The organism is Streptomyces sp. NPDC041784, assembly GCF_055591025.1.
Genome location: NZ_JBVJAB010000004.1, coordinates 278,634 through 297,192 on the forward strand (window position 1 = coordinate 278,634; position 18,559 = coordinate 297,192).

The 18,559-nt window shown below is 72.6% G+C and carries 21 protein-coding genes; 7 read left to right on the forward strand and 14 right to left on the reverse strand.

The genetic code is table 11. The features are described 5' to 3' along the window. Positions 1-78: 78 nt before the first annotated feature. Positions 79-1,041, reverse strand: a complete 963-nt coding sequence (locus ACZ6D7_RS10685; RefSeq protein WP_469486849.1) for an anti-sigma factor family protein — start codon at positions 1,039-1,041, stop codon at positions 79-81. After that, the gene (gene sigE, locus ACZ6D7_RS10690) at positions 1,038-1,823 is read right to left on the reverse strand and encodes an RNA polymerase sigma factor SigE (protein WP_469486855.1); all 786 of its coding nucleotides are present in this window, start codon (positions 1,821-1,823) and stop codon (positions 1,038-1,040) included. The genes ACZ6D7_RS10685 and sigE overlap by 4 nt, the downstream gene beginning before the upstream one ends. Before the next feature lie 163 nt (positions 1,824-1,986). Between sigE and ACZ6D7_RS10695 the strand changes: the two genes are divergently transcribed. Next, positions 1,987-2,685, forward strand: coding sequence for an O-methyltransferase (locus tag ACZ6D7_RS10695; RefSeq protein WP_469487934.1), 699 nt, complete (start codon positions 1,987-1,989; stop codon positions 2,683-2,685). Between the two features lie 96 nt (positions 2,686-2,781). Here the strand turns inward: ACZ6D7_RS10695 and ACZ6D7_RS10700 are convergent, their stop codons facing one another. After that, on the reverse strand, positions 2,782-2,949 hold the full coding sequence (locus ACZ6D7_RS10700; protein WP_003966491.1) for a DUF3117 domain-containing protein: 168 nt from the start codon (positions 2,947-2,949) through the stop codon (positions 2,782-2,784). Between the two features lie 378 nt (positions 2,950-3,327). Between ACZ6D7_RS10700 and chcB the strand changes: the two genes are divergently transcribed. Continuing rightward, positions 3,328-4,119: a 2-cyclohexenylcarbonyl CoA isomerase gene (gene chcB, locus ACZ6D7_RS10705; RefSeq protein ID WP_469486860.1), complete on the forward strand. Its 792-nt coding sequence runs from the start codon at positions 3,328-3,330 to the stop codon at positions 4,117-4,119. A gap of 20 nt (positions 4,120-4,139) precedes the next feature. On the opposite strand, the gene ACZ6D7_RS10710 is transcribed toward chcB, so the two are convergent. Together ACZ6D7_RS10710 and ACZ6D7_RS10715 are read right to left on the reverse strand one after the other, a co-directional pair. Beyond that, entirely contained in the window at positions 4,140-4,718 is a 579-nt protein-coding gene (locus ACZ6D7_RS10710; protein ID WP_469486865.1) for a DNA-3-methyladenine glycosylase I, read from the reverse strand. Beyond that, positions 4,715-5,074, reverse strand: coding sequence for a DivIVA domain-containing protein (locus tag ACZ6D7_RS10715; protein ID WP_469486867.1), 360 nt, complete (start codon positions 5,072-5,074; stop codon positions 4,715-4,717). The genes ACZ6D7_RS10710 and ACZ6D7_RS10715 overlap by 4 nt, the downstream gene beginning before the upstream one ends. A gap of 126 nt (positions 5,075-5,200) precedes the next feature. Between ACZ6D7_RS10715 and folP the strand changes: the two genes are divergently transcribed. Further along, positions 5,201-6,061, forward strand: a complete 861-nt coding sequence (gene folP, locus ACZ6D7_RS10720; RefSeq protein ID WP_469486869.1) for a dihydropteroate synthase — start codon at positions 5,201-5,203, stop codon at positions 6,059-6,061. A gap of 80 nt (positions 6,062-6,141) precedes the next feature. On the opposite strand, the gene ACZ6D7_RS10725 is transcribed toward folP, so the two are convergent. Both ACZ6D7_RS10725 and dapE read right to left on the reverse strand, forming a co-directional pair. Continuing rightward, positions 6,142-6,900, reverse strand: coding sequence for an LOG family protein (locus tag ACZ6D7_RS10725; protein WP_469486872.1), 759 nt, complete (start codon positions 6,898-6,900; stop codon positions 6,142-6,144). Between the two features lie 96 nt (positions 6,901-6,996). Next, on the reverse strand, positions 6,997-8,076 hold the full coding sequence (gene dapE, locus ACZ6D7_RS10730) for a succinyl-diaminopimelate desuccinylase (RefSeq protein ID WP_469486877.1): 1,080 nt from the start codon (positions 8,074-8,076) through the stop codon (positions 6,997-6,999). A 95-nt stretch (positions 8,077-8,171) separates the two neighbouring features. On the opposite strand from dapE, the gene ACZ6D7_RS10735 reads away from it, so the two are divergent. Together ACZ6D7_RS10735 and ACZ6D7_RS10740 are read left to right on the forward strand one after the other, a co-directional pair. Next, complete coding sequence (locus ACZ6D7_RS10735; RefSeq protein WP_469486881.1) at positions 8,172-9,200, forward strand: VldE C-terminal domain-containing protein; 1,029 nt, start codon at positions 8,172-8,174, stop codon at positions 9,198-9,200. 327 nt (positions 9,201-9,527) lie between these two features. After that, a complete protein-coding gene (locus tag ACZ6D7_RS10740; RefSeq protein WP_469486885.1) occupies positions 9,528-9,965 on the forward strand; it encodes an ATP-binding protein in 438 nt (145 codons plus the stop codon). 100 nt (positions 9,966-10,065) lie between these two features. Here ACZ6D7_RS10740 and ACZ6D7_RS10745 read toward each other — a convergent pair whose 3' ends face one another. Together ACZ6D7_RS10745 and fdxA are read right to left on the reverse strand one after the other, a co-directional pair. Next, on the reverse strand, positions 10,066-11,163 hold the full coding sequence (locus ACZ6D7_RS10745; RefSeq protein WP_469486887.1) for a bifunctional succinyldiaminopimelate transaminase/glutamate-prephenate aminotransferase: 1,098 nt from the start codon (positions 11,161-11,163) through the stop codon (positions 10,066-10,068). Between the two features lie 113 nt (positions 11,164-11,276). Next, the gene (gene fdxA / locus ACZ6D7_RS10750; protein WP_189708151.1) at positions 11,277-11,597 is read right to left on the reverse strand and encodes a ferredoxin; all 321 of its coding nucleotides are present in this window, start codon (positions 11,595-11,597) and stop codon (positions 11,277-11,279) included. A 140-nt stretch (positions 11,598-11,737) separates the two neighbouring features. On the opposite strand from fdxA, the gene ACZ6D7_RS10755 reads away from it, so the two are divergent. Beyond that, positions 11,738-12,841, forward strand: a complete 1,104-nt coding sequence (locus ACZ6D7_RS10755) for a GNAT family N-acetyltransferase (RefSeq protein WP_469487936.1) — start codon at positions 11,738-11,740, stop codon at positions 12,839-12,841. Further along, positions 12,838-13,686 (forward strand): transglutaminase family protein, encoded by an 849-nt coding sequence (locus tag ACZ6D7_RS10760; RefSeq protein WP_469486890.1) that lies wholly within the window; start codon positions 12,838-12,840, stop codon positions 13,684-13,686. Before ACZ6D7_RS10755 ends, ACZ6D7_RS10760 begins: the two co-directional genes overlap by 4 nt. A gap of 158 nt (positions 13,687-13,844) precedes the next feature. On the opposite strand, the gene ACZ6D7_RS10765 is transcribed toward ACZ6D7_RS10760, so the two are convergent. The 5 genes from ACZ6D7_RS10765 to ACZ6D7_RS10785 all read right to left on the reverse strand — a co-directional run bounded on the left by ACZ6D7_RS10765 (position 13,845) and on the right by ACZ6D7_RS10785 (position 18,545). After that, positions 13,845-16,334 (reverse strand): peptidoglycan binding domain-containing protein, encoded by a 2,490-nt coding sequence (locus ACZ6D7_RS10765; protein WP_469486894.1) that lies wholly within the window; start codon positions 16,332-16,334, stop codon positions 13,845-13,847. Positions 16,335-16,488: 154 nt separating this feature from the next. Continuing rightward, positions 16,489-16,899 carry a DUF6113 family protein gene (locus ACZ6D7_RS10770; RefSeq protein ID WP_469486897.1) on the reverse strand — a complete coding sequence of 137 codons (411 nt, stop codon included), beginning with the start codon at positions 16,897-16,899 and terminating at the stop codon, positions 16,489-16,491. After that, a complete protein-coding gene (mshB, locus tag ACZ6D7_RS10775; RefSeq protein WP_469486900.1) occupies positions 16,899-17,774 on the reverse strand; it encodes an N-acetyl-1-D-myo-inositol-2-amino-2-deoxy-alpha-D-glucopyranoside deacetylase in 876 nt (291 codons plus the stop codon). Before mshB ends, ACZ6D7_RS10770 begins: the two co-directional genes overlap by 1 nt. A 54-nt stretch (positions 17,775-17,828) precedes the next feature. Continuing rightward, entirely contained in the window at positions 17,829-18,050 is a 222-nt protein-coding gene (locus tag ACZ6D7_RS10780; protein ID WP_469486905.1) for a hypothetical protein, read from the reverse strand. A 249-nt stretch (positions 18,051-18,299) separates the two neighbouring features. Then, the gene (locus tag ACZ6D7_RS10785) at positions 18,300-18,545 is read right to left on the reverse strand and encodes a hypothetical protein (protein WP_469486908.1); all 246 of its coding nucleotides are present in this window, start codon (positions 18,543-18,545) and stop codon (positions 18,300-18,302) included. Positions 18,546-18,559 lie beyond the last annotated feature (14 nt).

The following is an 18,559-nucleotide window of genomic DNA, read 5'->3' on the forward strand; positions in this document are numbered from 1 at the left end:
TCCCCACAGTTGGCGGTCCCTTCCTGGATTCAACCAGGTTCGCGGCGGACCGGCGCAGTGACCGGCGCAGGCACCGGATCAGCGGGCGTGCTGCGAGGAGGAGGTGGCGTCGGGGACGGGTGCGGCGAGCAGACCGGGACCGGTGACCTCGGGGGCGGTCGTCCGGGCGGTCAGGGAGATCGGCTGGGCGGCGGCGAGCGGACGTATCAGCGGGGACATCGCGGCCGCGCCCGCGACCATGGGCGCGGTGAGCGGGTGCAGCGCGTGACCGACGGCCGGGGAGGGCACGCCGGGCAGCAGCGGGGCGGACACCTCGGTCGGGGCGACCGGGGTGTCCCCGAGCAACTGACCGCCCTGGGCGAGCAGCGGGCCGGTGGTACGGCGCCGCTGGCTCTCGGGAGTCGTCGCGGAGCCCGAGCCCGGGGAGCGGGCCGGGGTGACATTGCTGCCGTTGCCGGAGCCGCCACGGGCGTCGGCCGTGTCCACCGGCGCGCCGGTGTTCATACCGCCCAGGGCGATCGCGGCCAGCGACACCGCGCCGGCGGCGACGAAGGCGAACCGCAGCCCGCGGGAGCGGTCGGGGTCGTGCCGGTCGGCGCGCCCCACCGGGTGGATACGGAAGCCGCGGTCGGCGGACGGCAGGACGGAGCCATGGCCACGAGCCGGTACATAGCCGAACTCGAACGGCTCGTCGCGTCTCGCTCCGAAGACTCCGCCGACTCCGCCGACTCCGCCGACTCCGCCGCCGAAGCCTGACCCGCCCAGCGGCGTGCCGCCGTCGGGGTCACCTCCTCCGGGGAGCCCCTGGAGACGGGCCAGGAAGCTCTCGGAGGGGGCGGGCGGGGCCACTTCCGCGAACACGTTCTTCAGCCGACGCTGTGCGTCGACCTCGGCCTTGCACTTCGGGCAGGTCGCCACGTGCGCCAGCACACGCTCACGCGTGTCATGACCCAGCTCACCGTCCACCAGGGCGGAGAGCCGGTCTCCCAGGTGCTGCTCTGCGAGGAGCCCCTCGCCGGGGTTGCGTCGGGTTCCACTCACGCGGTCGCGCCCCCTCCTCCCAGAGCGGGAACACGGGCCACGAAGGAGCGGCGCTTCTCACGGGCCTCCGGCGAGCGGTGCGCGAGGGCCTTGCGCAGCTGCGAACGGCCCCGGTGGATGCGCGAGCGGACCGTGCCGAGCTTGACGCCCAGGGTCGCGGCGATCTCCTCGTAGGACAGTCCTTCGATGTCGCAGAGGACGACCGCGGCACGGAACTCCGGCGCGAGGGTGTCGAGGGCCTGCTGGACGTCCGCGTCGAAGTGGGCGTCGTTGAAGATCTGCTGCGGGGTGGGTTCCTTGCTGGCCAGCCGCTCGGCCGCGTCGTCGCCGAGCGAGTCGAAGCGGATGCGCTGCTTGCGGCGGACCATGTCGAGGAAGAGGTTGGTGGTGATGCGGTGCAGCCAGCCCTCGAAGGTGCCCGGCGTGTACGTCGACAGGGAGCGGAAGACGCGGACGAAGACCTCCTGCGTGAGGTCCTCCGCGTCGTGCTGGTTGCCGGTGAGGCGGTAGGCGAGCCGGTAGACCCGGCCGCTGTGCATGCTGACGATCTCCTCCCACGTGGGCGGAGTCCACGCCTGCCCGTCCGCGTCGGTGGAGAAGGTCGCGGTCTGGGCTGGGCCGGTGGTGAAACCAGCGGCCTGGCTGTGGTCAGCAGCGGTGTCGTTCACGGATTTCGGCCTGCCCGCCGATCCGAAGAAGCGCCGCAGCGCCCCTCCCCGATCCACAGGCGCAGCCGCACCTCCCCTGTCGGCTCTGGTGGTGTCCAGTGGAGCCCCTACCATAGCCACCTCGCCCGTTAGCTCCGGATAAGCGGTTTTACGAGAAATTGATCTGTGCTGATACGGCTCATACGGCTGCGTCAGCACTTGCTCGGGCTCCCGCCCGTCATCGTGATCCAACTGTGTCCCCCGGTCGTCGTTCCCACCCCTTCAAACGCCCGGTCCCATCTGCGGGTTCCCGGCGGCAGCGGATACAGTCACGCCGAGGCAACCACGGGGACAGGAGAGGGTCATTACCGGCAACCGGCAGGCAAGCTGGGCGTTCGCCGACGCCTACGCCGCCGAGGACGACGCGCTGCGCTGGGCCCGTGACCGGGCCCGCGAGGCAGGGCTGCGCTCGGTGTCGCCCAGCACGGGCGCAGCCCTGCGGTTGCTCGCCGCCACCGTGGACGCGAAAGCGGTCGCGGAGATCGGTACCGGCACCGGCGTCTCCGGGATCCACCTGCTGCACGGCATGCGCCCCGACGGCGTCCTGACCACCGTCGACCCCGAGCCCGAGCACCAGCAGTTCGCCCGGCAGGCCTTCCGGGCGTGCGGCTTCGCCAGCAACCGGGCGCGCTTCATCCCCGGCCGCGCGCTCGACGTCCTGCCGCGGCTGGCGGACGCCGGCTACGACCTCGTCTTCTGCGACGGCGACCGGCTCGAGTTCCTCGACTACCTCGCTGAATCGTTGCGCCTGCTGCGCCCCGGTGGCCTGGTGGTCTTCGAGGGCGTCTTCGCCAACGGCCGCACGGTCGACTCCGGTCCGCAGCCCACCGAGGTCACCAGGATCCGGGAGTTGCTGCGGGCGGTGCGCGAGAGCCAGGAGATGGTGCCGTCGCTGCTGCCGGTGGGCGACGGCCTGCTGTGCGCCGTCAAACGGTGACCGTTGGGCCGTCCGGGCGAGGGGCACGCGGCAAAGCAGTCGCCCCGGCACCCTGGAGGATGCCGGGACGACTGAAGGGGTATGGTCGCTTGCGCGTCAGCCGACGACCTTCTTGAGGGCGTCGCCGAGCGCGTCGGCCTCATCAGGGGTCAGCTCGACGACGAGCCGACCGCCGCCTTCGAGCGGAACGCGCATGACGATGCCCCGCCCCTCCTTGGTCACCTCGAGCGGGCCGTCGCCCGTCCGCGGCTTCATGGCCGCCATGCTCGTTCCCCTTCCTGAAACCAGCTCACGTCAAAGCCGACGGCCCCTGGGAGGGCACGCGCGCTCCAGCGTGGGACACGCGTCACCGGCATCGAACACATTGCTTCCAAGCCATTATCCCGCATCTCAGGACCCGATGACCAACATCGGTCGGCATCGCTTGCGCAACGCGCGCGAGCAAAACCACCCAATTCGGCGATGTGACTGCGATACTGCGCCGCCGCGCGGACGCCCGTCGCCCGGAAACCGGTCCGAATTCTTTGACGCAGGTCACACGTCACGTCCGGTCCTCGGACGGCGATCTCCGCCATGCTTTCCTCGTACACCGGACGTACCGACCAGTAGTACGCCCGAGCCGCGACACGGAGGGGATACGCCATGGCCGACACCGTGCTCTACGAGGTGAGCGACGGGCTCGCGACCATCACCCTGAACCGCCCCGAGGCGATGAACGCGCTGAACGTCGAGACGAAGGTCGCCCTGCGGGAAGCGGCACGCGCCGCGGCGGGCGACGACGCCGTACGGGCCGTGCTGCTGACCGCCGCCGGGGACCGGGCGTTCTGCGTCGGCCAGGACCTCAAGGAGCACATCGGGCTGCTCACCGAGGGCTCGGGGCAGGTCATGAGCACGGTCAAGGAGCACTACAACCCCGTGGTGCGGGCGCTGACGGAGGCGCCGAAGCCGGTGGTCGCCGCGGTGAACGGGGTCGCCGCGGGGGCGGGCTTCGGGTTCGCGCTCGCCGCGGACTACCGCGTCGTGGCCGACACGGCGTCCTTCAACACCTCGTTCGCGGGGGTCGCGCTCACCGCCGACTCCGGCGTCTCCTGGACCCTGCCGCGCGTGATCGGCCCCGGGCGCGCCGCAGACCTGCTTCTCTTCCCGCGCAGCATCTCGGCGAAGGAGGCGTACGAGCTGGGGATCGCGAACCGGCTCGTGCCGGCGACCGAGCTGCGCGCCGAGGCCGAGAAGGTGGCGCGGGCGTTGGCCGAGGGGCCGACGGTGGCGTACGCGGCGATCAAGGAGGCCGTGGCGTTCGGGCTCTCGCACTCTCTGGCGGAGACGCTGGAGAAGGAGGACGAACTGCAGACGCGCGCGGGTGCGTCCGAGGACCACGGCATCGCCGTGCGGGCGTTCGTCCAGAAGGAGAAGCCCAAGTACCTGGGCCGGTAGGAGCGCGGCGGTCGCGCCGTCTATCTGCTGACGCAGCTCTCCAGGTGGTCGTTGACCAGCCCGCACGCCTGCATCAGCGCGTACGCCGTCGTCGGCCCCACGAACCGCAGGCCCTTCTTCTTCAGGGCCTTCGACAGGGCCGTCGACTCGTCCGTCACCGCCGGGACGTCGGCGAGGGTCTTCGGGGCCGGGCGGGTGTCCGGGTCCGGGGCGTGGGACCAGATCAGCTCGTCCAGCTCGCCCGGGGCCCACGCGGCGAGCACGCGCGCGTTGGCGAAGGTGGCGTCGATCTTGGCGCGGTTGCGGATGATGCCGGCGTCGGCGAGGAGGCGTTCGCGGTCCTCGTCGGTGAAGGCGGCGACCGACGCGATGTCGAAGTCGGCGAAGGCCGTACGGAACCCGGGGCGGCGGCGCAGGATGGTGATCCAGGACAGGCCGGACTGGAAGGCCTCCAGGCTGAGGCGTTCGAAGAGCGCGTCGTCGCCGTGGACCGGGCGGCCCCACTCCTCGTCGTGGTACGTCACGTACTCCGTCGTGGACAGGGCCCAGGGGCAGCGCAGCGCGCCGTCCGGACCGGCGAGGGCGGTGCCGTCGCTCACTGGTGGTCCTCCGGCTCCGGCTTCTCGAAGGAGACCTGGGAGTCGGACGGGGCCTGGGCGCCGGCCAGGGCGGACTCCAGGTCGGCGATGCGGGCCTCGCGCTCGTCGAGTTCGGCGGCGAGGCGGGTGAGGGCGTCGTCGACGTCGGCCATGCGGTAGCCGCGGGCGGCGAGCGGGAAGCGCAGCCGGTCGATGTCGGCCCGGTCGAGGGGGCGGTCCGGGGGCAGCGGGTCGTGCAGCCGCTCCGGCGCCGCCTCGGGCAGCGGGCCGCCGCCCTCGCCGCCGCCCACCACGGCGAGTGTCACCGCGGCGACCACCACGGCGAGCGCGATGACCAGGAACAAGAACATAACCATCGGTGGGCCCTCACGCTCGGAGTGCTCGATCTCGAACTGTGTGTGGGTCCGATCGTGCCATGCGGGTCCGACAGTTAGGGTCGCAGGCGGTGGATGTACGGGACGTACTAGGAGAGGTCACAGGCGATGCTCAGGCTGGGCAGGCGTGAGTTCGGGCCCCACGAGCCGGTGATCATGGCGATCGTGAACCGGACCCCGGACTCCTTCTACGACCAGGGCGCCACCTTCGGCGACGAGCCGGCGCTCGCGCGCGTGGAGCGGGCGGTGTCGGAGGGTGCCGCCATCATCGACGTCGGCGGGGTCAAGGCCGGGCCGGGCGACGAGGTGAGTGCCGAGGAGGAGGCGCGGCGCACGGTCGGTTTCGTGGCCGAGGTGCGGCGGCGCTTCCCGGACGTGATCATCAGCGTGGACACCTGGCGGGCCGAGGTCGGGGAGGCGGTCTGCGAGGCGGGCGCGGATCTGCTGAACGACGCGTGGGGCGGCGTCGACCCGGGGCTGGCGGAGGTCGCCGCGCGGTACGGGGTGGGGCTGGTGTGCACGCACGCGGGCGGTGCGGAGCCTCGGACACGGCCGCACCGGGTGACGTACGACGATGTCGTGGCCGACATTCTGCGGGTGACCGTGGGGCTGGCGGAGCGGGCGGTGGAGCTGGGGGTGCCGAGGGAGTCGGTGATGATCGATCCCGGGCACGACTTCGGGAAGAACACCCGGCACAGTCTGGAGGCGACGCGGCGGCTGGGGGAGATGGTGGAGACGGGATGGCCGGTGCTGGTCTCCCTGTCCAACAAGGACTTCGTCGGGGAGACGCTGGACCGGCCGGTGAAGGAGCGGGTGCTGGGCACGCTGGCCACGACCGCGGTGTCGGCGTGGCTGGGGGCACAGGTGTACCGGGTGCACGAGGTGGCGGAGACGCGGCAGGTGCTCGACATGGTGGCGTCCATCGCGGGTCACCGTCCTCCGGCGGTGGCACGGAGGGGACTGGCGTAAGCCGCCCATCCGCCGAGGGCCGCCACGCCGCTGGAGACCGCCACGCCGCTGGGGGGCGGAGCCCCCAGCGGGGGTGACCGCTAGCGGCCCGCCTCCTTCGAGACCAGTGCGACCGCCTCGTCCACGTCGTCCGTCACGTGGAAGAGCAGGAGGTCCTTCTCCGTCGCCTTGCCCTGGGCGATGAGCGTGTTCCTGAGCCAGTCGATGAGGCCGCCCCAGTACTCCGTGCCGAAGAGGACGATCGGGAAGCGGGTGACCTTCTGGGTCTGGACGAGGGTGAGGGCCTCGAAGAGTTCGTCCAGGGTGCCGAGGCCGCCGGGCAGGACGACGAAGCCCTGGGCGTACTTCACGAACATCATCTTGCGGACGAAGAAGTAGCGGAAGTTCAGGCCGATGTCGACGTAGGGGTTGAGCCCCTGCTCGAAGGGCAGTTCGATGCCCAGGCCGACCGAGATGCCGCCCGCCTCGCAGGCGCCCTTGTTGGCCGCCTCCATCGCACCCGGGCCGCCGCCCGTGATGACCGCCCAGCCCGCGTCGACGAGAGCGCTGCCCAGCCGTACGCCCGCCTCGTACTCCGGGGAGTCGATGGGCGTACGGGCGGAGCCGAACACGCTGATCGCCGGGGGGAGTTCGGCGAGGGTGCCGAAGCCTTCGATGAACTCCGACTGGATGCGCAGGACCCGCCAGGGGTCGGTGTGGACCCAGTCGGAGGGGCCGCCCGCGTCCAGCAGCCGCTGGTCGGTGGTGCTCGCCGTGACCTGACTCCGCCTCCGGAGGACCGGTCCCAGGCGCTGTTCCTCCGGTGGCTGCTTCTTGCCCTCGGGGTTGCCGGTAGCCATGTGGACTCCCTCCGCTTGCGGTTGTTCCACCTCAGCGTAGATCTACGCGGGTTACGGAGGGGGGACGTCGGCGTGTCCGGTGCGAAGCGCGCAGGTTCAGCCGGTGAGCCAGGCGCGCAGACGCTCCTCGCCGGCCAGGATCTTCGCCGTGTCGACCCGCTCGTCCCGCTTGTGCGCCAAGTGCGGGTTGCCGGGGCCGTAGTTGACGGCGGGGACGCCCAGCGCGGAGAAGCGGCTGACGTCCGTCCAGCCGTACTTGGGCTGCGGGGTGCCGCCCACCGCCTCGATGAAGGCGGCCGCGGCCGGGTGGGAGAGGCCGGGGAGGGCGCCGCCGCTGTGGTCGTCCACCACGAACTCCACCACCCCGCAGTCGGCGAACACCTCCCGTACGTGGGCGATCGCCTCCTCCTCGCTCCGGTCCGGCGCGTAGCGGAAGTTGACGGTGACCACGCACTCGTCGGGGATGACGTTGCCGGCGACCCCGCCGCGGATGCCCACCGCGTTGAGGCCCTCGCGGTACTCCAGGCCGTCGATCACGGGGTAGCGCGGCTGGTACTCGGCGAGGCGCGCCAGGATCGGCGCCGCCGCGTGGATCGCGTTCGACCCCATCCAGCCGCGCGCGGAGTGGGCCCGCTCGCCCTTGGTCCTCAGCAGCACCCTGAGCGTGCCCTGGCAGCCGCCCTCGACCTGGCCGTCGGAGGGTTCGAGCAGCACCGCGAAGTCCCCCTGGAGCCACTCCGGGTGGGCCTCGGCGACGTGCTTGAGTCCGTTGAGGTCGGCGGCGACCTCTTCGTTGTCGTAGAAGATGAAGGTCAGGTCCCGGTTGGGGTCGGGGACGGTGGCCGCGATGCGGAGCTGGACCGCCACGCCGGACTTCATGTCGCAGGTGCCGCAGCCCCACAGGACCCCGTCCTCGTCGAGGCGCGAGGGGACGTTGCCGGCGATCGGGACCGTGTCGATGTGCCCGGCGAGGATCACGCGCTGCGGGCGGCCCAGCTCGGTGCGGGCGATCACGTTGTTGCCGTACCGGTGCACCGTCAGGTGGGGCAGCGCGCGCAGGGCGGTCTCGATCGCGTCCGCGAGGGGCTTCTCGGTGCCGCTCTCCGAGGGGAAGTCCACGAGCTGGGCGGTGAGCGCGGCGGCGTCCAGAGTGAGGTCAAGCGGGGTGTCGGCCATGGCGTCGACCCTAACGCGCCGGATGTCCGCCCTCGCTTTTTCCTCCGTCGCACACACGTCTCCCGCGTCTCACTACCGTCCAGTACCTTGTACGCGTGCCAGAGCCGTCCCCCTCCTCGAAGCGCCGTGGCCGCCTGTTCCGTTCCACGGCGGCCTGTGTGGTCCTGTCCGCGGTCGCCGGTTATGTGGTGGTCCAGTACGTCACCGGTGGCCCGGGTGATCCCGATTGCAGAGTCGTTTCTGGAAAGGCCGACGGGACGACGTACGAGTTCACGCCGGAGCAGGCGGTGAACGCGGCCACGATCACGGCCGTCGGCACCAACCGGGGCATGCCCGAGCGGGCGGTGACCATCGCGCTGGCGACGGCCCTCCAAGAGTCGGCGCTGCGCAACCTCGCCCACGGCGACCGGGACTCGCTCGGCCTGTTCCAGCAGCGGCCCTCGCAGGGCTGGGGCACCGAGAAACAGGTCACGGACCCGGCGTACGCGGCGAACATCTTCTACGAGCACCTCGCCAAGGTGCCCGACTACACCGAACTCCCCCTGACCGTCGCCGCGCAGCGCGTGCAGCGCAGCGGTTACCCGGAGGCGTACGCCAAGCACGAGCCGGACGCGACGCTGCTGGCGGCCGCGCTCACCGGGTCCTCGGCGGCCACGCTGACCTGCGACGGCACCCCGGACGCCGCGGCGACCAGCGGCCCGGACGGGGTGCGCGCGGCGCTGCTGCGGGACTTCGGGCGGGACGCGGCACGGGAGGCGGACGCCGACGGGTCGTCCTCGACGTCCTCGACGGCCACGGAGAACGGGGCGGAGGGGACCGACGGGGCGGACGCGACGGTCGGGCCGGACGCGGTGACGGTCGGGCGGACGGTGATACTGCCCGTCACCGAGGACACCACCGCCGACGGGCGCAGTGTCCGGGAGCGCGGGTGGCAGCTGGCGCACTGGGCGGTGGCCAACGCCTCGGCGCTGCGGATCCAGAACGTGTCGTACGCGGGCCGGGTGTGGACCGCCGGGAACACCGACAGCCAGTGGCGGGCGGCGACGTCGCCCAGCACGGAGGCCGCGGGCACCGCGGGGGCGGGCGGCGGTGCCGGGAGCGTGCGGATCGTCACCGCGCGGTAGTGCGGTAGGCGGACGCGGACAGGGGTGCGGGGGTTCACCCTGGCGGGTAGTGCGCGGGGGCCCGGATGGCGGTGTGCTCAGGTTTTCGCGCCGTCACCCTCGTGTCCGGCGAAACCCTTGGGGCCAAAGGGATCCGAGGGTTTGACGGACTTTCACACCGGGCGCTTTTTGCCCGTTTTTATCCACAGCCGATAATGCGACACATTGCCAACTCTTTACGTCGGACGTCCGCAACCTTCGTGGGCTTCGAGCGGTAGTCACTGCGTCCGGGCCCGGACAGACAGTTTCTGATCTCCGTTCTCTGTTCTCTCCCGTCGAAGGAGCATCATGTCCCTCCCCCTGACCCGCCGGATCGCCCGTGCCGCGCTGCTTGTCGCTGCGGGAGCGGCCGCCGGGGTCGGTGCGGCCGGCTCCGCCAGTGCGGCCCCCTCCACCCTGCCCGCCACCCCGAACCTCGCCGGGCTGACCGCCCTGGACGGCGCGAACGTCGGCAACACGCTCGACGGCGCGACGCGCAACGCGACCGGGCTCGCGGGTGAGGCCGGCGGCAAGGCGGTCCAGCAGACGGTGCCGGCCGCGGGCAAGACCGGTGGCAAGGCCGTGAAGAAGGCGACGCCTGCGGCACAGAAGACGGCCGGGGAGGCGGCGGGCTCCGCCGGGGACCTCCTCGGGGACACCGCCAAGACGGCCACGAAGGGTGGGCTGCCGACGGAGGGGCTCACCAAGGGCGGGCTGCCGGGAGCCGGGACGCTCCCGATCGGCTGACGCCGGCCCGCCGCTGACGGGGTCCAGGGTTCCCCCCTGGGCCCCGTCGCTCTGTGCGGCCCCACGGCGGTAGCCGCAGCCGTGGCGCGTGGTTACGTGGTTACAGGGCGAGCCTGTGCACCGCCGCGCGGACGCGTTCGTCCGTCGCCGTGAGGGCCACGCGGACGAAGGACTCGCCCGCCGCGCCGTAGAAGTCGCCGGGGGCCACGAGGATGCCTCGGTCGGCGAGGTGGGCGACCGTGGTCCAGCAGGACTCGTCCCGGGTGGCCCAGAGGTAGAGGCTCGCCTCGCTGTGCTCGATGCGGAAGCCGTGGGCGAGCAGGGCCTCGCGCAGGAGGGTGCGGCGGGCCGCGTAGCGCTCACGCTGCTCGTGGACGTGGGCGTCGTCGCCGAGCGCGGCCACCACCGCCGCCTGGGTGGGCGCCGACGTCATCATGCCGCCGTGCTTGCGGATCTCCAGCAGCGGGGCGAGGACCGCCGGGTCGCCGGCCAGGAAGGCCGCGCGGTAGCCCGCCAGGTTGGAGCGCTTGGAGAGCGAGTGCACCGAGACGATGCCCTCGTACGAGCCGCCGTTCACGTGCGGGTGCAGGACGGAGACCGGGTCGGCCTCCCAGCCCAGCTCCAGGTAGCACTCGTCGGAGAACACCAGGACGCCGTGCTCCCGGGCCCAGGCGACGATCCGCGTCAGCTCCGCCTTCGACAGGACCCGGCCGGTGGGGTTGGACGGGGAGTTCAGCCAGAGCAGCTTCAGGCCCTCGGGGTCCAGCTCGGTCGGGTCGTCGTAGACCTCGTACTGCGCGCGGGCCAGGCGGGCGCCCACCTCGTACGTCGGGTAGGCCAGCCGCGGGTACGCCACGCGGTCGCCCGGGCCGAGGCCCAGCTGGGTGGGGAGCCAGGCGACGAGTTCCTTGGAGCCGACGATCGGCAGGACGTGGCGGTGGGTGACCTCACGGGCGCCCAGCCGGCGCTCCAGCCAGCCGGTGATCGCGTCGCGCAGGGCCGGGGTGCCCCAGACCGTGGGGTAGCCCGGGGAGTCCGCCGCGTCGATCAGGGCCTTCTGGATCAGCTCGGGGACCGGGTCGACCGGGGTGCCGACGGAGAGGTCGACGATGCCGTCCGGATGCGCTGCGGCCGTCTTCTTGTACGGCTCCAGCTTGTCCCAGGGGAAGGTGGGAAGACGGTCGGAGACTGCGGACACGGGCTCTGGCTCACTTTCTGATACGGCAAACGCCTCGGTCCCGTACGGCGATCAAGGGTGATCGGGCCGTACGGGACCGAGGCGGCACGGATGCGGACTGCGTACCGGGTCGCCTACTGGTTCTGCGGCGGCAGCGCGGCGACGAACGGGTGGTCGCGCTCGATCACGCCCAGCTTGCTGGCGCCGCCCGGAGAACCGAGCTCGTCGAAGAATTCGACGTTCGCCTTGTAGTAGTCCTTCCACTCCTCCGGAGTGTCGTCCTCGTAGAAGATGGCCTCGACCGGGCAGACCGGTTCACAGGCGCCACAGTCGACGCATTCGTCCGGGTGGATGTACAAGGACCGGGAGCCCTCGTAGATGCAGTCGACCGGGCACTCCTCGATGCACGCCTTGTCCTTCACGTCTACACAAGGCTGCGCGATGACGTAGGTCACGCTGTCGTTCCTCCTCGATAGGGCGCTGGCGGGCCTCCGTAGGCTCCGCCGCCTGGCGCGCGGGAGCGCGGCGTCGTCGATGCCCGCCCCTAGTATCTCCGTTCTTGGGCATGATCCGAACAGGAGGGGTGAACCGACCCGTGGAAATCTCGGCCGCTGGACGCCTCGAAGTCCGAATCACCAGTGCTGACGTGGGCAAACGTGTCTCCGTGCGGCGTTTGACCGATCCGGGCGTCACGGAGGGGAAATTCACCGACACGGTGGGTGTTCTCACATCATGGGACGACGGTGTGCTGGTGATCACACGGAAGAGCGGGGAGAGCGTCCGGATTGACGAGTCCTTGCTGGTCGCGGGCAAGACCGTACCGGCCGCCCCGGCCCGCCGCCGGGGGCCCGCCGCCTCGTACGAGGAGCTCTCCCTCGTCTGCGCGCGCGCCTGGCGGCCCGTGGAGAGCGAGCGGCTCGGCGGCTGGGAGCTGCGGGCCGCCTCCGGGTTCACCCGGCGGGCCAATTCGGTGCTGCCGCTCGGCGACCCGGGCCTCCCTCTCGACGAGGCGCTGGGTGTCGTACGACGCTGGTACGCGGAGCGTGGTCTGCCCGCGTACGTGCAGACCGCGACCGGCGCCGAGGGCACCCAGGAGCTGCTCTGCGCGGAGCTGGAACGGCGTGGATGGGTGCGCGAGGTGACCGCGGAGCTGTGGATCGGGGCGCTGGCGCCGATCGCCGACACGGCCGACGCGGCCACGGCCTCCGGGGTCGTACTGGCCCGGGAGGCCGACGCGGCGTGGCTGGCCCGGTACCAGCGCAAGGGAGTGAGCGAGGTGGCCCTGGAGGTGCTCGGCAGAGGGCCGTCGGTGTGGTTCGCGACCGTCCCCGGCGCGTCCGGCGGCGCACCCGCCGCCATCGGGCGGTGTGTGGTGGACGGGCGGTGGGCCGGGTTCGCCGCCGTCGAGGTCGATCCGGCGCAGCGGCGCCGGGGGCTTGCCACGACCGTGATGGCCGCGCTGGCCGGGCGGGCGCTGGAGGAGGGCGCGTCGGCCGCCTGGCTGCAGGTCGAGGAGGACAACGCGGGGGCGCGCGCCCTGTACACCCGGATGGGGTTCGGGGCGCACCACGCGTACCACCACTACCGCGAACCGCAGGGACCGCAGGGACCGCAGGGACCGCAGGGACCGCAGGGACCGCAGGGACCGCAGGGACCGCAGGGACCGCAGGGACCGCAGGGACCGCAGGAGGCTTCGTGAGCGATTTCGTGAGCGGCTTCGAAGCCGGTGAGGTGCGGCGGCTGTTCGCCGAGGAGGCGCGGGCCGAGCGGCCCGACCTCGCCGTGCTGTGTCTGCTGGTGGGCGCGGAGGCGGATCCCCGGCTGGGCCCGGCCGGGCTGGACGCGGCGCAGGCGGAACTCGACCGGCTGGCCGGGGAGATGCCGTACCGGCCGGGCGGGCCGCGGGACTGGGCGGTGGCGCTGCGCGAGCTGCTCGGCGGGCGGTACGGGTTCCACGGCGCGGGCCCGGACTTTGAGCGCCTGGAGTCCTCGCTGCTGCATCGGGTGCTGGTACGGCGGCGCGGGCTGCCGATCCTGCTGTCGGTGGTGTGGGTGGAGGTCGCCCGGCGGGCGGGCGCTCCGGTGTACGGGGTCGCGCTGCCGGGGCACTTCGTGGTGGGGCTCGGGCCGTCGGACGGGCAGGTGCTGGTGGATCCGTTCGACGGGGGCCGGGTACTGGGCGAGGGGGAGGCGGAGGCGCTGGTGGCCGGGGCGACGGGCTCGGCCCGGGTGGATCCGTCGATGCTGGTGCCCGCGGAGCCCCTGGAGGTGGTGACGCGGATCCTCAACAACATCCGGTCGTGGGCCGCGGCTCGCCCGGAGCGGTCCGATGTGGCCCTGTGGGCGGTCGAGTTGTCGCTGCTGGTGCCGCATCATCCGGCCCGCCTGCGGCACGAGAAGGGGCAGTTGCTGGTGCGGCGGGGTGACTTCGTGGGCGGTGCGGTCGAGTTGGAGGAGTACGCGGAGCTGGTGGAGGTCGTCGACGAGTCGACGGCGGAGCGGGTGCGGGGGGAGGCTCGGGCCGCGCGCGCGATGTTGAACTGACGGTGGTCGAGCGATGTCGACCTGACAGTGGTGTGGCGTCTGCGGGGGGCCGGTGCTGTCGTCGTCATGACAGCCATCGTCGTCCGGGGGCCGGGCGGACGGCAGTGTCGGCCGTCCTCGGTGCCGCATGACAGATGTCATGCGGCACCGGTGACGTGTCAGCTCGGGTTGGTGTCGATGACCCCGACGCGCTCCGCCGTGGTCTTGCCGCGCAGGGCCTGGCGCAGCGCGGAGACGACGTCCTGCGGCAGGATGTCCCGCTTCCCGCTCGCGCCCTCGACCTGCACGCCGTCGAAGGTGCTGCCGTACGCCGCCTGGAGCGCCTTGAGGTCGTACGTCTCCACGAGCTTGCCGTCGACGGCCTTGACGCCGAGGATCTTCGGCAGGGACACGGGGCCGAACTGGATGCTGTGCGCCGCGTCGGTCTGCACGGTGACGAGGTCGGACATCGCGGGCTCGGCGAACTCCTTCATCATCCGGTCGACCTCGGCGTTGGAGATCGTCGGCTGCTTGGTGACGGTCGGGACCTTCACCGCGGTCGTGGTGCCCGTCTCGACCTGGGTGCGGTAGGCCTCGACGACGGAGTCCTCGGCCTTCGCCGCGTCGATGCCCTGGCCCGCCTTGCCGTAGACGGCGACGGCCTTGCCGCCCTGGAACTTGATCGTGCCGTCGGTGGCCGATCCGGAGCCGCCCGCGGCGGACTCCAGGGCCGCCTGGAGCTTCTCCTCGTCGACCGGCATCTCCGGCTCGACCACCCGCTCCTGGCCGAAGAGCGTGCCGATCACGGAGACCGGGTTGTAGTCGCTCTTGGCGACGCCGTCGACGGTGGCCTGGATGTCGAACTGGAGGCCCGCCTGGTCCGGCTTGAGGGTGACGGTGTCGCCGTCGACGGACAGCTTCAGCACCTGGTCGGCCCGCTTGTCGAAGGCGTCGTCGAGCTTCTTGACGGCCTCGTCGCGGGTGCTGCCGCCGATGTCGACGCCGAGCACGGTGGTGCCCTTGGGCACGTCGGAGTGGTTCATCAGCAGGCCGGCGCCGTAGACGCCGGTGCCGCCGAGGACCAGCAGGACGCCGAGCAGGACGACCTTGCTGCGGCCCTTCTTCTTTTTCTTCTTGGAGTCGCCGGTGGACGTGCTCTGCGTGGGCGGCTCGGGCCGCCTCGGCGGGGTCTGCGTCGCCGGTCCGCCGGTGGCGGGGCCGCCGGGCGGGAAGACACCCGGACCACCGGGGCCACCGGGGCCGCCCTGGCCGCCCTGGCCGTCGGAGGGCACGACGGGGATGCCGCTGGTGACGGTGTGTCCGGAGACGTTGTCCACGGGACGGCCGCCGTAGCCGCCGGCGCCCGGACCGGGAGCCGGGATCTGCGGGGTGAGGACCGCGGTGTCGTCACTCATCCCGGCACCGGGGAGCCGGGCGGTACCGGGGGTGGGGCCGGGGCCGGGGCCGGGGGCGGCGGCACGCGGGCCGCCGGGGCCCGCGGGGCCGCCACGGCCGTGGGGACCGCCGGGAGCCGTGGGGGCACCGGGTGCGCCGGGCATGCCGGGCGCCATCGGGGGCACGATCGGGCCGTCGCCGGTCACCGGGCCGCCGGTCGGACCCGCGGGGCCCTGCGGGCCGCCTCGGCCGCCGGGGCCGCCGGGCCGGTCCGGACCGTTGAAGTCGTACGAGCCACCGGGACCGCCGGGGCCGCCCGGACCGGCGAAGCCGTGCTGGTCGATCTGGCCGGCCGGGCCGGTCCGACCGGTCTGGCCGTTCATGGCGGCGAGGCCACCCTGGCCGCCCTGCCCGCCCTGGCCGTTCGGACCCGCGAACCCGTTCTGGCCGCCCGGGCCGCCCTGGCCGCCCTGGCCGTTGTCTGAGAAGTACGGCAGTTCGCCGCGGCGGGGCTCGGTCGGGGCGCCGCCCTGGGGCGGGCGGGAGCCGTTGCCGAGCGGGCCCGCGGCGAGCGCCTCGGTGACGTCGAAGGAGCCGGTGCCGCCGCCGTGCCCGGGGGCGACCGGACCGCCGGTGGCGCCGCCGGGGAGCCCCGCGCCGTTGGTGCCGCCGGGACGGGAGCCCGGCGTACTCATCGAACCGACCACACCGCCGGGCCGCCCGGCACCCGGACGCGCACCGGTGGGCGCGGGAGCGGCCGGGCCGGCGCCGGGACCGGCAACGGGAGCCGCGGCGCCGCTCGGCGCGGCGCCGGCGGCCGAACCGCCCGGCATCCCCGCGCCGTTCGTGCCGCCGCCGCCCGGACCGGCCTTGCCGCCGCCGGACTTACGGGGCGCGAACCAGTCGCTCGGCTTCTCCCCGGGAGCGGGTGCGGGCTCGGCGGGCGCCTCGAAGGTGGCGGTGTCGGACGCGGAACCCGCGGCGGCGGGCGCCTGCGGCTCGGCGGCGGCGACGTCGTCGCCCGCGCCCTCGGTCTCCCCGACGGGCTTGCGCACGACGACCGGCGGAATGGGCCGCGAACCGGGAATGTTGATCCGGATCCGGGTCGTCAGCGTGGTCTCGGTCTTGCGTTCTTCCGGCTGGGCGGCCGAACGGCCCGCGTCCGCACCGGCGTCGGACACCACGGGGGTGCCGTACGGCGGCGTACCCGACGGGTATGCGGCTCCGCCGCGCCCGTTGGGCCCGGAGGACGGACTGTCAGTTTCACGACTCAAGGCAGGTTCTCCAGGTTGGCTCCGCCGCGCACCACGTCCTCACGGGCGGCTCGGCGGCGCGCACCACCATACTGGCCACTTCTGGCCCGTATCCCACGGCCGTCGTGGAAACCCACACCGGACTCGCACGGCCACGCCACGGCGAAGTGGTACGTCACTTGCCAAGTCGGACGTCGTGGCCGACCGGTTGCCGCCCCCATGCAAGCGTGGCGCAGATCACAGCCAGGGCCATGCCACCGAGCAGGAAGAGATAGGAGCCGCCTCCCGCGCCGAAGAGGAAGTCGCCCTCGGGCCGGCCGGCGGTGAGCACGACGACGCCGACCATCCAGCCGGCGGCGGGCGCGACGGCCCCGCCCCGGCTGTTCAGCGCCCGTGCGCCGCCGAGGAAGAGGCCGGCCGCGCCGAGGAGCGCGAGCAGCAGTCCGCCGGGGAACCAGCCGGCCTGGACGAGCGCCCCGGCAAGGCCGGTGACCGCGCCGAGGAGCAGAAGTCCGACATAGGCGACGAGCCGTCCGGCGGGGGGCCGCTGGAGGGGCTGGGCGAGCATCGAGCCGCGGTCCGGCATCAGGCCACCTCCTCGAGACCGGCGAACAGGTCGCTCTCCCTGTTCCGCGCGGGGTCGACACCGGGTTCCCCGTGCACGAGCTGGTAGTACTCGGTGGTGAAGAGGGGCTGCGCCAGCTCGTTGGAGAGGGCGAAGGAACGCTCGCCGGGGCCGACCTCGATCTGGGTGGCGTGCGCGCGCATCGCGGCGGCCTTGGCGGCGGCGTACGCGGTGCCGTCGATCTCGGTGGTGACCAGCTCGTCGTCCACCACACCGGGTACGTCGTGGACGTCGGCGCTCCGGGTGAAGGGCAGGCCGGGCAGCTCCTCCCGGAGCCGGGCGAAGGCGGCCTCGGCGACGGAGCGCGGGACGCGGTTGAAGTAGACCTTGGGGACCGTCCACCCGGCTCCGGCCGCGCGCTCCACGGCGCGCAGGGCGACGCGGTGGGCCTGGATGTGGTCGGGGTGGCCGTAGCCGCCGTTGTCGTCGTACGCCACGACGACCTGGGGCCGTACCTCCAGGATCACCTCGGTCAGCGGCCCGGCGGCCTGGTCGACGTCGGCCTGCCAGAAGCAGTGGGGGTCGTCGTTGTCGGGGATGCCCATCATCCCGGAGTCGCCGTAGCGGCCGGCGCCGCCGAGCAGCCGGACGTCACCGACGCCGAGGACGGCCATGGCGTCGGTGAGCTCGCGCAGGCGGTGCTCGCCCAGGGCGGCACCGGTCAGGTGCCGCAGCTCCGGCGGGATGACCTCGCCGCGCTCACCGAGGGTGCAGGTGACCAGGGTCACATGGGCACCCTCGGCCGCGTAGCGGGCCATGGTCGCGCCGTTGTTGATCGACTCGTCGTCCGGGTGCGCGTGCACCAGCAGCAGACGCCGGGCGGGCAGTTCCGTCATGGGGCCAACCCTACGAGGCGCCGACCGCCGTCCGGTCACCTCCCCGCCTCGCCGTCATCCCTCGTCGTCGAGTACGTGGGCGATGGCGAGCGCGATGCGCTCGATCCAGTCGATGGCGTCATTGACAGCCGCCTCGTCGATGGGACGGCGCTGCTCGAGATCACCGTCGATCAGGTCGGCGTCGTGGGCGATCTTGTTGCGCCGCTGAGTGATCTCCAGATAGCGACTGCGAAGAGTTTCTCGTTCAGCGAGGTGCGCCCCCTGGAAGAACGCCAAGTCTGTCGCGCAGGTGCTCGACGACAGTCGGGCGTGTCTGCGGTCCGGGCACACCCGTGGGTAACTCCGGGGAACTCTCCGTCACGATCCACGTGCACGATTCCCGAGCGGCGCGGGGTCAGCCCAGCGAGAAGAGGCTGCTCAGAGGAAGGTGACCGATTCCGGTCCTTCGGTTTCCGGATCGCACCACTCCGGTGACCTGGGAACCGCCGAGCCGGGCGGCTTCGGGCTCGACGGCTCCCGCTGGGCTCAGGCGTCGCCTTCCGGCTCCGTGAAGATGTCTCCGGCGGACGGCACGGTGACGGCACGGGTGAGCCAGTGGCGCAGGAGGCCGGGGTCGTCGCAGCCGGTGACGCGCTCGCGGATCTCGTCGGGGACGTCGAGGCCGCGGGTCTCGAGGACAAGCAGGATGTCCTCGGCAGCCCCCTGGGCTCGGCCCTCGTCACGGATCTCTTCAGAAATGGACGACTTGTAGAAGGAGAGGTCCACGGCCACCTTTTCTTGATCGG

Excerpts from the sequence above, each read along its gene's own strand:
- sigE (WP_469486855.1), bottom strand. The coding sequence starts at position 1,823 with ATGGTAGGGGCTCCACTGGACACCACCAGAGCCGACAGGGGAGGTGCG.
- ACZ6D7_RS10700 (WP_003966491.1), bottom strand. The coding sequence starts at position 2,949 with ATGGCGGCCATGAAGCCGCGGACGGGCGACGGCCCGCTCGAGGTGACC.
- chcB (WP_469486860.1), top strand. The coding sequence starts at position 3,328 with ATGGCCGACACCGTGCTCTACGAGGTGAGCGACGGGCTCGCGACCATC.
- ACZ6D7_RS10715 (WP_469486867.1), bottom strand. The coding sequence starts at position 5,074 with ATGGTTATGTTCTTGTTCCTGGTCATCGCGCTCGCCGTGGTGGTCGCC.
- folP (WP_469486869.1), top strand. The coding sequence starts at position 5,201 with ATGCTCAGGCTGGGCAGGCGTGAGTTCGGGCCCCACGAGCCGGTGATC.
- ACZ6D7_RS10725 (WP_469486872.1), bottom strand. The coding sequence starts at position 6,900 with ATGGCTACCGGCAACCCCGAGGGCAAGAAGCAGCCACCGGAGGAACAG.
- dapE (WP_469486877.1), bottom strand. The coding sequence starts at position 8,076 with ATGGCCGACACCCCGCTTGACCTCACTCTGGACGCCGCCGCGCTCACC.
- ACZ6D7_RS10740 (WP_469486885.1), top strand. The coding sequence starts at position 9,528 with ATGTCCCTCCCCCTGACCCGCCGGATCGCCCGTGCCGCGCTGCTTGTC.
- ACZ6D7_RS10770 (WP_469486897.1), bottom strand. The coding sequence starts at position 16,899 with ATGCCGGACCGCGGCTCGATGCTCGCCCAGCCCCTCCAGCGGCCCCCC.
- mshB (WP_469486900.1), bottom strand. The coding sequence starts at position 17,774 with ATGACGGAACTGCCCGCCCGGCGTCTGCTGCTGGTGCACGCGCACCCG.